Consider the following 11,342-nt stretch of genomic DNA (forward strand, 5'->3'; position numbering starts at 1 on the left):
CGCAGCGCGGCCCATGGTGGGCTGAAGCCCACCCTACGGGTCGCATGCCGCCAAACCGCTACTGCGCGATCTCTCCGAAATTCGCCTCGAACATCTGCGCATCCCGTTCGCCGGTCAGGCCGTACAGCGAATACCGGCGCAACAGCATCGCCCCGCCATCGCGCGTCAGCGGACGCCACAGGATCTCGGTGCTGGCGGGCGAGGACTTCGGCAGCATCAGGTCGAAGGGCACCGACACGTAGATGCCCTTGTCGAAACTGCCCTCGCCGAACTGCCGGCTGGAAACATTGGTGAACGTGGCATACGCGCCCATGCGCACGCCGTTGTCGAAGGCGCGCGACAGGTCCAGCGTGCCGCCCCAGTCGCGGGCGAGGTAGCGGCCCAGGCTCACCGTGGCCAGTACGTGGTCGATGCCGGTGTCGACATAGGCGGTCACGTGGCCGGTCACCACCCGGTAATCGCGCCAGCCGAAATGCTGCGCGAAGCCGCGCTGGCGCACCCAGTTGAGGTTGGCGCCCAACGCCCAGCGCTGGCCGAACGGTCGGTACAGCACTTCGCCGCCGGCGCCGCCGTACATGCTTTCCAGCAGGCCGGCGTAGGCCATGCCGTACAGGTCCGTGCCCAGCCGCGTGGCGGCGTTGAATTGCAGATTGGACAGGTTGAGCCGCGAGGTGGTCAGGTACCGGCGCTGCCAGGTGCGCACGCGCGGCAGGTTGGACGGCGCGTCGTAGCGGAACTGGTCGTAGTTGTTGAGCAGGTTGGCGTTGAGCTGCCCGCTCAGCCACGCATGCCGGGAGAACCGGTACTCGGCGTCGTAGCTGGCGAACAATTGGTAGAGGATGAACGCATCCGGCCCGCCCACCGTCTGCCCCAGACCCATGCCGACGTTGCCGCGGTAGCGATCCAGTGGCGCGCGGTAGAGCACCTCGCCCGCCGCCGGCGCGGGCGCCTCGCGCACCACGCTGCGGCGGAAATCGTCCGGCGCCAGGTCGTGCGACACCAATTTGCCGAACGGCCCGCGATGCACGCTGGCCTGCACCACCGGCATGCCTTCGCTGGTCGACACCAGCGTGAACCAGTCGACCTGCGGTGCGGCGGCGTTGTCCAGGATGCGCGCGGTGCGGCCCAGCGTTTTGGCCGGGTAGCGGAAGCGCCCTGGCTCGCCGGTGACGATCAACTCGCGCCCGTCGCGGCGGATGCTTTCCACCTGCACGTCGGCGTTGTCGGCCAGCCGCGCACTGACCTCGGCCCAGTCGGCCTGCCCGTGCACCGGCGACGCGGCGAGCGGCTCGGGCGGCGGGTCGAGCAGCTTCGGCGGGCCTTCGCCGCGGGCCAGGTTGGTGTGCAGCGTGAGCCCGAACATCGCGGTGTTGCCGCGCTCCCAGCCCACGCTCAGGTCCACCGTCTTCGCCAGCCGGTAGGCCACGCCCAGGTTGAGGCGCGAGCGCTGCGGCTGGTCGTTGCGCTGCGGCTCGTGCCGGTAGTCGTTGCCTTCGTACTCGAGCTTCAGCCGCCAGCGGTCGCCCGGCAGCCGGTATTCCACGCCGCCGAACAGCGCCGCGCGGCCGCGGAAATAGTTGCCGTTGAAATCGCCGACGTCGCTGTTGTCCACCGCCGGGCGATGCCTGAAGCGGTCGTCGAGCAGCCCCAGCGGATTGCCCACGTCGCCGGCCGCGCCCAGGTAACCCCAACCCAGCCCCAGGCTCACGTCGAAGCGGTCCAGCCGCTTGCTGGCCACCACGTACTCGCCGGAAAACAGCCCCGTGCCGCCGATGTCGTGCCCACCCACCGCCAGCGCCGGCAGCCAGCGGCTCTCCTGCCACAGGCGCAGCTTCAGGTCGATCGCCTTGTCCTTGTAGTGCTGGCGACCGCTGAAGGAGGGCGTTCCGTAATAGCGGTTGGTGACGTTGGTGTAGCGGAAGCTGCCCTCCAGCCAGTCCAGCGGCTGCAGGGTGAAGGTGAAGCGGGAGTAGGGCTCCACGCGGCTACCGGTGATCGCCCCCTCGCCGGCCGCGTTCATGCGCGCGGTCGGTGTCTGCAGCAGGCCCGCGCCGCCGAAGTCGCTCTGCGTATAGCCGTCCGCCCAGCCGCTATCGACCGGCACGTCCTGCGCCTGCGCGGCAGGGGCGCCCAGCAGCGGCAGCAGGCACAGGTAGAGGCGGCGCCGCTTCATGGTTGCGCCTCGGGCAGCGGCTGGGTGGCCAGCAACTGCGCCAGTTGATCGTTGAGGGCTGGATCGACCGCCGACGCCGCGCTCTGGCGGATCGGCACGTACAGCATCGCGCCGGGCGCCAGCGGTTGCGCGGCGGCGCGGTTCCACAGGCCGGTGCCGAGGCGGGTGACCGCGCCGTCGGGCTGGATCACGTACAGCCAGTCGGATTCGGCGGGCGCGGCCAACGCGCAATCGGCGAGGTAGTCGCGCGCGTCGCGCAACGGCTGGTGCGGCAGGCGGCAGTCGCGCTGCACGGCGCCGGTCACGCGGATCGTGCCGGGGCGGGCAGGGAACAGCACGCGGTCACCGTCGGCCAGCAAATGGTTCTTCGGCGATAGTTCGAGCGGCCGTGGATCGAGCAGCGCCTCGCGCGCGCGGCCGGTGATCGGCAACGCGCGCACCGTCTGCGCCAGGCGCTGGGCCAGCGCCAGCAGGTCGGCATCGCCGCCCAGCCGGGCCTCACCGGCCAGCACTTCCAGGTCGTACAACACACCCGCCTTCAGCCGGCGCTGCGCCGGCTGCAGCGAAGGGCGCAACCAGGCCGCGCCGAGCACGTAGGCATCCGGCTCGACCTCGGCAGCCAGCAACGCATCCGCCAGCCGCGCACCTTCAGGCAGCGCCTGCGCACCGGCATGAACCACGCGCCCTTCCACCCGCACCGTCACCGCCCGCACCGGCATCACCGCAAGCAAGGCAAGCACCAGAACCCAGGCCCTCATGCCACACCCCGTACACGCACCATGGAGTCCCGGGCGAGCCCCGACCCCTCACCCCAACCCTCTCCCCGGAGGGGAGAGGGAGCAGATGCGGCTAAAGCCGTGCCGAACTCCCTGTAGGAGCGCACCCTGTGCGCGACCGCCATCCGACCCCAAACAGCGCAACCCCACGCGAGCCCCGATCCCTCACCCCAACCCCGGCCCCGGAGGGGAGAGGGAGCAGATGCGGCGGGGCTTTGCGGCAAAGCCCGGACGAACCTGCCCCCTCCCCTGCGTGCAGCAGGGGAGGGTTGGGGAGGGGTGAAGCCGTGCCAGCGAAGCGCGTTCGCTCCGTAGGTGGCAACCCCCTCCCAGCCTCCCCCTGCAAGCAGGGGGAGAGGCAAAACCTGTGCAGCGGTTCGCGAGGTCATGGGGTTTCGGCCTCGGGCTGGTACGGCCGCAGCATGGTCAGGGTCAGGGTGGGGCCGTCGGGCAAGGTCTGGCGGGTTTTCCAGACCAGGCCATCAGCGGGATCGACCCAGTACCGGTTGTCCGCCTGCCAATCGAGCCCCGCCGCGCTGACGTGTTCGTCGATGCGCCGCAACTCATGCGCCTCGCCCAGGATCTGCACGCTCTCCATCGGCCCGGGCGACAGCCGCGACTCGACCCGCACGCCATACCGATACCCCGGCGACAGGTCGACCACGCGCGCACCGACCACCGGCGCCTCGAGCCGCTGCAACCCGGCAAGGAACGGGCTGCCGGCAGGCAACGACGTCCCCACCAGGTCACCCCAACCCATCCCCGAACTCTTCACCAGCAACCCGTGCCGCAGGAACACGATCACCCCGTCGCCGCTGTACCACGCCTCGCGATCCCCATCGACATTGCCCAGCACCAGCACCGCCGAGTGCCGCCCCTGGTCCACCCGCATCTGGAAATACGGCCTGGCCAGCACTTCCTCGCGCGTGGGCAATTCAGGCGACGGATGCGCCACCCGCCGCGCCGTCTCGGCCACGCCGCGCGCCCAGTCCGAGCAGCCGCCCAGCAGCAGCGCGGCCACGATCAGGCCGGAGCGAGCGGCCAGCCGCATCGCCGAACCCACGGTCATTCGGCGATGTTGCTACGCGCGGCGGCGGACTGGTTGAGGATCGCCGACAGCGGCAGCAACTGGCTCAGCAGGCGGTTCCAGCGCGTCACGCCGGCGGCGCCCACGTACACCACGTCGCCCGGCTGCAGCTTGAAGTTGTCGGCCAGCACCAGCGCGCTGGGCGAGCCGGCGTCGAGCTGGTAGACCGTCGCCGGCGCCTTCTCCAGGTCGGCCACGCCGCGGATCACGTACACCGCCTTGCCCTTCGACGTGCGCTGGTCGAGCCCGCCGACCTGACCCAGCGCCTGGGTCAGGCTCATGTCAGAGGTCTTGAAGGTGAGCGCGCGCGGCTGGTTCACCTCGCCCATCAGGTAAACCTGGTTGCGGTCGTTGTAGGCCAGGTAGAGGTGGTCGCCGTCCTTCAGAAAGATGTCCGCCGGCCCGTACAGGCCACGGCGCATCGCATCCAGGTCCAGGTGATATTCCACACCGTCGCGCTGCAGCGCCAGTTCGGACAGGTCCGCCTGCGCGGTGTCGATCTGCGCCTTGCCCAGCGCCTCGGCCAGCGTCAGCGGGGTCACCGTGATCGGCTGCGTGCCGGTCTGTCGGAAGGCGCCGTTGAGCCACACGCGCTGGCTGGCGAAGGTGATCACGTTGACGTCGATCTGCGGCTGCTGCACGTACTCGGCCAGCTGCTTGGACAGCACCTGCCGCACCTGGTCCAGGCCCAGCCCGGCCACCGTGACGTTGCCGATGTAGGGGTAGTACAGCGTGCCGTCCGGGCGCACCAGGCGGCCGTTGGCGTAGATCTGCTGCTGCGAGCCCGACGGCGCGGTCAGCTCCGGGTGGTCCCACACGGTGATGAACAGCACATCACCCGCGCCGACCTGGTACTTGCCCGGACGGTAGTCCAGCAGCGCCTGCGGAATAGCCGGCGGCGCCGGCGCGGCGTTCTCCATCGCGATCAGTTTCGGCGTGATCGGCACCAGCGCGATGCGGCTGCCCGCCTCGCCCTGGCCGTCGGCCAGGCTGCCCGTGTCCATGTGCTGGCCCGGCGCCAGCGCGCAGCCGCCAAGCAGGGCCAGGATGATTGCCAGCCCTGCGGCCGAAAACTTGCTCATGGGGAAAACCGTTTCAGAAGACGTAAAAAAACCAGGCACGCAGCCCGAAAGCCGCGTGCCATCAGTGGCGGGAAACCCGCCCTCAGTGCGTACCGGTAGTGCCGGTGGTGCCGCCCGGGCTGCAATGGTCGCAGTGGTGATCACCGCCGCCACCGGCGCCGACGGCCACGGCCGCCACCACGCCGGTGACCAGCAGGGTCATCTCCACCACTTCCATGCTGATGCCCGAACCGACCGCCGCCTTGGTGCCAGCGACCTTGGGCGTGGCCGGCTTGGCGGGTGCGGCCGGCTTGGCCGGCGCCTTCGAGGCCTGCGCCTCGGCCGCCTGCAACATCATGGGCTGGACCGCGAAAGCCACGGCCACCAGGGTGCAAAGCACGCTCTTCATGGAAATCCCCCTTGCAAACGCATCCCCGAACCATGAGGCCGGTGATCCCTTAATGGACGGATTATAGGCACAAAGCACAAATCTGCTGCCAGCATCACAGACAAGCAGGTACCGGTCTGCTTGACCGGCGCACCGGCCCTCGCTAACTTCACAACTCTTTGACGTAGCGGCTGCCTTTCGCGCTCGCGCCCGTTTTTCCGGCCGAATGCGTCCCTCCCACCGATCGCCGCTCAGGTTGGCCGCACCGTGTTCGAAAGGATTCTCGTCGTCTGCGTCGGCAACATCTGCCGCAGCCCCACAGTGGAATACCTGCTGCGCCACCGGCTGGGCGATCGCAAGATCACCGTCAGCTCCGCCGGCCTGGGCGCGCTGGAAGGCCACCCGATCGACCCCACCGCCGGCGAGCTGCTGGCCGAGCACGGCATCGACGCCAGCGCCCACCGCGCGCGACAGCTCGAAGACCGGCACATCATCGACGCCGACCTGATCCTGGTGATGCAGCGCGCGCACCTGGCCACGCTGGCCAAGCGCTCGCCGCACGCGGTGGGCCGCAGCTTCCTGCTCGGCAAGTGGCAGGACGACCGTGAAGTGCCCGATCCGTTCCGCCAGCAGCGCCCCGCCTTCGAGCACGTGTACCGGCTGATCGACGAAGGCGTCGACGGCTGGCTGCGCCGACTCTAGAAATCCGCTTTCCTGCCGATATCCCCCCAATGAATCAACCGACCCACGCCGCCCCCATCGTCGACGACGGCGACGAGATCGACCTGCGCCAACTGTTCGGCATCCTGCTGGACAACAAGTGGCTGATCGGTGCCGTCACCGGGGCGTTCCTGCTGCTCAGCCTCGGCTACGCGCTGCTGGCCGCGCCGGTCTACCAGGCCAACGCGATGGTGCAGGTGGAACAGAAGATGCCGACCCTGCCGGGCCTGTCCGATCTTTCCGACCTGGCCGGCGACAGCGCCCCCGAGGCGGTCACCGAGATCGCGCTGATGACCTCGCGCATGGTGGTCGGCAAGGTGGTGGACGACCTGCACATGGCGGTCACCGCCGAGCCGGCTCGGCTGCCACTGTTCGGCGGCTTCATCGCGCGCCATTACTCGCCCGACAAGGCCGGTGACGTGGCCGGCGCGTGGCCGGGCCTGTCCAGCTACGACTTCGGCGGCGCCAGCCTCGACATCCAGCACATCGACCTGCCCACCAGCCTGGTCGGCACCGAACTGACCCTGGTCGCCGCCGATGAGGCTGGCCAGTTCCGCCTCTACGACGAAGACGACAACCTGCTGCTGCAGGGCACGGTCGGCGCCCCGGCGCAGGACCACGGCGTCACCCTGCTGGTCAAAGCGCTCGCCGCCCACCCGGGCCAGCGCTTCGCCCTCACCGAAGCGCCGCGCCTGCGCACCATCGGCGACGTGCAGCAGACCGTCGCCGCCAGCGAGCAGGGCAAGGACTCCGGCATCATCGCCATCAGCTACCAGGACACCGACCCGGCCCGCGCCACCGCCGTGCTCAACGCCGTGGTCAACCAGTACGTGCACCAGAACGTGGCCCGCGCCTCCGCCGAGGCCGCCAACAGCCTGGAGTTCGTCAAGGAACAGCTGCCCCAGATCCACCAGCACCTGAAGGAGGCCGAGGACGCCCTGGCCGCCTACCAGACCAAGGTCAGCACCGCCGACATCAGCCTGCAGACCAAGGGCCTGCTGGACCAGGTGGTGGTGGTCGACACCAACCTGTCCCAGCTCAAGCTGCAGCAGGCCGAAGTGGAGGGCAAGTTCACCGCCAAGCACCCGGCCTACCACGCGCTGATGGTGCAGATCGGCGACCTGTCCGCCAAGAAGGACAAGCTCGAAGGCGAGATCAACAAACTGCCCGACACCCAGCAGGGCCTGCTGCGCCTGATGCGCGACGTGCAGGTCACCACGCAGACCTACACCGAGATGATGGGCCAGGGCCAGCAACTGAGCATCGCCCAGGCCGGCACCGTCGGCAACGCGCGCGTGATCGACCACGCGCAGGTCGACACCAGCCAGCCGGTCAAGCCGAAGAAGGCCGTGGTGGTGCTCGGCGGCACCATGCTCGGCGGCTTCCTGGCGGTGGCCTTCGTGTTCATCCGGCACATGCTCAACCCGGCCATGGAAGACCCCGCCGAGATCGAGCAGCTCGGCCTGGCGGTGTTCGCCTCGGTGCCGCACAGCCCGCAGCAGGACCAGGTGCTGCAGCTGCCCGAGCGCCGCCGTCGCCTGTTGCCGTTCTCGCCGGAGCGACGCCTCTACAAGGGCCCCAAGCGCGTGCGGCTGCTGGCGATGCAGGACCCGGCCGACCTCGCCATCGAGGCCATGCGCAGCCTGCGCACCGCGCTGCACTTCGCCACGCTGGAAGCGAAGAACAACGTGCTGATGATCGCCGGCGCCAGCCCCGGCGCCGGCAAGACCTTCGTCTCCTCCAACCTGGCCGCGGTGATCGCCCAGGCCGGCCAGCGCGTGCTGCTGGTGGACGCGGACATGCGCCGCGGCATGCTGCACCACGTGATGGGCCGCAGCTCCGGTCCCGGCCTGTCCGAGCTGCTCGCCGGCCGCGCCGAACTGGCCCAGGCCGTGCACGACACGCCGATCGAAGGCCTGCACTTCATCGGCCGTGGCCACGCGCCGCCCAACCCGTCCGAACTGCTGATGCGCCCGTCCTTCGGCGCGCTGGTCAAGCAGCTCTCGACGCAGTACGACCTGGTCATCATCGACACCCCGCCGGTGCTGGCCGTCACCGACGCCGTCATCGTCGGCAGCCACGCCGCCACCAGCCTGCTGGTGGTGCGCTTCGGCCACAACCAGGCGCGCGAAGTCACCCTGGCGCACCAGCGCTTCGAGCAGAACCGCGTGCGCCTGCACGGCGCCATCTTCAACGCCGTCCAGCGCCGCGCCACCGGCTACTACGCCTACGGCTACTACAAGTACGACCACCAGGTCGAAACCGAACCGGCGTGACGCAACGTTTCTGTAGACACAGATTGCCCGTGGCTCAACTCCTCCTCCTGCTCGCAGGGGGAGGCTGGGAGGGAGTTGCCGGGCCGGCGCGAAAGAGCACCCCACCCCAACCCTCCCCTGCAAGCAGGGGAGGGAGCAGATTGTCGATGCGGCGCGTGGCTCGGCTCCTCCCCCTGCTTGCAGGGGGAGGTTGGGAGGGGGTTGCCGGGCCGGAGCGAAAGAGCACCCGACCCCAACCCTCCCCTGCAAGCAGCGGAGGGAGCGCTCAGCGCCCCGACAAATATCCCCGCAACCCCGCCCGCGCGCTGTTCTCCAACACCCGCGCGCAGCGCTCCCGCCCATGACCACCCCGGACACCACGCCACCACCCACCGGCCGCATGACCCTCCCGCTGGCCGCCCTGCTGGCGCTGTGCCATTGCGCCGCGTTCGCCGACCGCAATCTCCCCGCCGTCGCCGCGCCGCTGCTGAAGGCCGACCTGCACCTCACCGACGCCCAGCTCGGCCTGCTGATGGGCCCCGCCTTCGCCGTGCTCTACGCCGTCGGCATGCTGGTGACCTTGCCGCTGGGTCATTCGCCACACCGCTTCCGCCTGCTCGCCGGCTGCATCGCCACCTGGGCCATCGGCATGGTCTGCTTCGCCATGGCGCAAACCTTCGAAGGCCTGCTCGCCGCGCGCGCGCTGGTCGGCCTGGGCCAGGCCGCGTTCGTGCCGCTGGCGCTGGCGATGATCGTGGACGATGCCGCTCCGCACTGGCGCGCCCGCGCGATGGCCGTCTTTACCGCCGGCTCGGCGATCGGCCGCAGCCTGGCGCTGCTGCTCGGCGGCCTGGCACTGGCCTGGCTCGCACGCTGGGCGCCGGCGGCCGGCCTGGCGCACTGGCGCCTGATGTTCCTGGTCATGGCCGCGCCCAACCTGCTGCTGATGCTGGTGCTGCTGGGCTACCCCTACCAACCCTCGCCCGCCGCGACCCAAAGCGCCGGCCTGCGCGAGATCCTGCACTGGCTGCGCCGCCGCCCCGCCCTGGCCGCGCTCTACCTCTACGGCGCCGGCGGCGCGGTGCTGGTGGTGCAGACCGTCGGCGCCTGGGCGCCTTCGGTACTCAACCGCGAACAAGGCCTGGCCCCGGCCACCGCCGCGCTCGCCTTCGGCGTGGCGCTGCTGTTCGCCTCGCCGCTGGGCCACCTGACCGCCGGCGCGCTGGTCGACACCCGCGCCAGGCGCATCACGCCTGCGGCGATCCTGGCCATCGGCCTGCTGCTGGTGGTGCCGCCGCTGTGGGCCACCCCGCTGGCGCCATCGGCCACCACCGCCTGCCTGCTGATGGCGTTCACCTCGCTGGCCGGCGGCGCCGCCGCGGTGGCCGCGCTGGCCGGGCTGCCGGCGATGTTGCCGGCGCACCTGCGCGGCGCGGCGGTGCGCCTGTTCCTGGTCTTCATCACCGTGGTCGGCGTCGGCCTGGGTCCGTTCCTGGCCGGGCTGGTCAGCGACGGGTTGGGCGGGGGCGGCAACGGCCTGTCCACCGCGTTGTCGCTGGTGTGCGTCAGCGTGGCGCTGTCCGGTACCGTGGCGGCCTGGGCCGCGCGCAGCGGCTGGCGACGCGCCGCACGGGAGGCTGCCACGTGAGGGAAATGCTCGACTTCGACAGCGCCAGCTGCGAGCCGCGCGAGGCCTTCGCGCTCTACCGCGACCTGTACTCCCACGGCTCCGACGTCGAACGCACCGGCGATCCGTTCTTCGCCCGCGTGCGCGCCTGGCGGCTGGACCGCTCGCTGCTGTTCGTGCGCGAGTACGGCGGCGTACGCCATCGCCGGCGCGAGCGCATCGCCCAGGACAACTTCGACCACTTCGTGCTGCACCACGTCGTCGCCGGCGAACTCATCGGTGGCGACATCGACGCCCCGGTGCGCGTGCGCCCCGGCGAAACCCTGGTGCTGGATACCCGAAAGGCGATGGAGAACGGCGCCCGCGACGTGCGCCTGATCACCGTCAGCCTGGCCCGCGACGCCGTCCGCGCCGCCGCCGGCAGCCTCGATGGCCTGCATGGCCACAAGATCGGCGAACCCGAAGGCGCCCTGCTGGCCGCGCTGCTGCGCACCCTCGCCACGCACGCCGCCAACCTGTCGCCCGGCGTGCAGCCGGCCGTCACGCGCTCGCTGGTGGACCTGCTCTCGGTCGCCATCAATCCCGTCGGCAGCGCCGCGCGCACCGACTTCTACCGACTGGAATTCGTGCGCCGCGAAGCCGCCCAGCGCCTGATCGAAACCCGCCTGGCCGACCGCGACTTCGGCGTGCAGGACATCACCCGCGACATCGGCATCTCCCGCGCCAGCCTCTACCGCCTGTTCGAAGCCCAGGGCGGCGTCGCCCGCTTCATCCAACTGCGCCGCCTGCAACACCTGCGCGACCGCCTCGACGACCGCGCCTTCGACAACCAGTCGCTCGCCGCCCTCGCACCGCTCTCCGGCTTCTCCGGCGAAAGCCACGCCAGCCGCCTGTTCAAGCAAGTCTTCGGCATCTCCCCCAGCGCCTACCGCGCCGCCAGCATCCGCGGCGCGCAAACCCAGGCCGTCGACGTCATGGTCCGCCGCTGGTCCAGCAGCATGAGCGAAGTCAGCTAACCACCCGGAACCGGGAGCTCCAGCGCAACCGTAGCCCAAAGCCCCCTCTCCCCCGGCACAGCCGGGGGAGAGGGTTGGGGAGAGGGTTGGGGAGAGGGGGAGGCCTTTCACTCGAGCCCCGAAAATCCCGCGCTCGATCAACAGAACCGGCCAAAAAGCCCATCAACCCAACGCAACCGCAGCCCAAAGCCCCCTCTCCCCCGGCACAGCCGGGGGAGAGGGCTGGGGAGAGGGGGAGG

9 protein-coding genes are annotated in these 11,342 nt (G+C 70.3%); 4 read left to right on the plus strand and 5 right to left on the minus strand.

The annotated features are described in order from the left end of the window. Positions 1 to 58: 58 nt before the first annotated feature. The 5 genes from OSC30_RS16025 to OSC30_RS16045 all read right to left on the minus strand — a co-directional run bounded on the left by OSC30_RS16025 (position 59) and on the right by OSC30_RS16045 (position 5,506). Positions 59 to 2,173: a YjbH domain-containing protein gene (locus OSC30_RS16025; RefSeq protein ID WP_267172853.1), complete on the minus strand. Its 2,115-nt coding sequence runs from the start codon at positions 2,171 to 2,173 to the stop codon at positions 59 to 61. Next, positions 2,170 to 2,931 (minus strand): capsule biosynthesis GfcC family protein, encoded by a 762-nt coding sequence (locus OSC30_RS16030; protein ID WP_267172854.1) that lies wholly within the window; start codon positions 2,929 to 2,931, stop codon positions 2,170 to 2,172. Before OSC30_RS16030 ends, OSC30_RS16025 begins: the two co-directional genes overlap by 4 nt. Positions 2,932 to 3,334: 403 nt before the next feature. Further along, positions 3,335 to 4,018: a YjbF family lipoprotein gene (locus OSC30_RS16035; protein ID WP_267172855.1), complete on the minus strand. Its 684-nt coding sequence runs from the start codon at positions 4,016 to 4,018 to the stop codon at positions 3,335 to 3,337. Further along, positions 4,015 to 5,118: a polysaccharide biosynthesis/export family protein gene (locus OSC30_RS16040; protein WP_267172856.1), complete on the minus strand. Its 1,104-nt coding sequence runs from the start codon at positions 5,116 to 5,118 to the stop codon at positions 4,015 to 4,017. The genes OSC30_RS16035 and OSC30_RS16040 overlap by 4 nt, the downstream gene beginning before the upstream one ends. A gap of 82 nt (positions 5,119 to 5,200) precedes the next feature. Further along, positions 5,201 to 5,506 (minus strand): hypothetical protein, encoded by a 306-nt coding sequence (locus OSC30_RS16045; RefSeq protein WP_267172857.1) that lies wholly within the window; start codon positions 5,504 to 5,506, stop codon positions 5,201 to 5,203. 246 nt (positions 5,507 to 5,752) lie between these two features. Between OSC30_RS16045 and OSC30_RS16050 the strand changes: the two genes are divergently transcribed. From OSC30_RS16050 to OSC30_RS16065, 4 genes are all read left to right on the plus strand, one after another. Continuing rightward, entirely contained in the window at positions 5,753 to 6,187 is a 435-nt protein-coding gene (locus OSC30_RS16050) for a low molecular weight protein-tyrosine-phosphatase (RefSeq protein WP_267172858.1), read from the plus strand. A gap of 29 nt (positions 6,188 to 6,216) precedes the next feature. Beyond that, entirely contained in the window at positions 6,217 to 8,481 is a 2,265-nt protein-coding gene (locus tag OSC30_RS16055) for a polysaccharide biosynthesis tyrosine autokinase (protein WP_267172859.1), read from the plus strand. A 340-nt stretch (positions 8,482 to 8,821) separates the two neighbouring features. Further along, positions 8,822 to 10,108, plus strand: coding sequence for an MFS transporter (locus tag OSC30_RS16060; RefSeq protein ID WP_267172860.1), 1,287 nt, complete (start codon positions 8,822 to 8,824; stop codon positions 10,106 to 10,108). Between the two features lie 5 nt (positions 10,109 to 10,113). After that, positions 10,114 to 11,103: a helix-turn-helix domain-containing protein gene (locus OSC30_RS16065; RefSeq protein WP_267172861.1), complete on the plus strand. Its 990-nt coding sequence runs from the start codon at positions 10,114 to 10,116 to the stop codon at positions 11,101 to 11,103. The last annotated feature ends 239 nt before the right edge of the window (positions 11,104 to 11,342 follow it).

Source organism: Frateuria hangzhouensis (assembly GCF_026410505.1).
Classification (GTDB): domain Bacteria; phylum Pseudomonadota; class Gammaproteobacteria; order Xanthomonadales; family Rhodanobacteraceae; genus Frateuria_A; species Frateuria_A hangzhouensis.

What these genes read in the sequence shown, in the direction of transcription:
- OSC30_RS16060 (WP_267172860.1), top strand. Translation starts at nt 8,822, where the DNA reads ATGACCACCCCGGACACCACGCCACCACCCACCGGCCGCATGACCCTC.
- OSC30_RS16040 (WP_267172856.1), bottom strand. Translation starts at nt 5,118, where the DNA reads ATGAGCAAGTTTTCGGCCGCAGGGCTGGCAATCATCCTGGCCCTGCTT.
- OSC30_RS16045 (WP_267172857.1), bottom strand. Translation starts at nt 5,506, where the DNA reads ATGAAGAGCGTGCTTTGCACCCTGGTGGCCGTGGCTTTCGCGGTCCAG.
- OSC30_RS16025 (WP_267172853.1), bottom strand. Translation starts at nt 2,173, where the DNA reads ATGAAGCGGCGCCGCCTCTACCTGTGCCTGCTGCCGCTGCTGGGCGCC.
- OSC30_RS16035 (WP_267172855.1), bottom strand. Translation starts at nt 4,018, where the DNA reads ATGACCGTGGGTTCGGCGATGCGGCTGGCCGCTCGCTCCGGCCTGATC.
- OSC30_RS16030 (WP_267172854.1), bottom strand. Translation starts at nt 2,931, where the DNA reads ATGAGGGCCTGGGTTCTGGTGCTTGCCTTGCTTGCGGTGATGCCGGTG.
- OSC30_RS16055 (WP_267172859.1), top strand. Translation starts at nt 6,217, where the DNA reads ATGAATCAACCGACCCACGCCGCCCCCATCGTCGACGACGGCGACGAG.
- OSC30_RS16065 (WP_267172861.1), top strand. Translation starts at nt 10,114, where the DNA reads ATGCTCGACTTCGACAGCGCCAGCTGCGAGCCGCGCGAGGCCTTCGCG.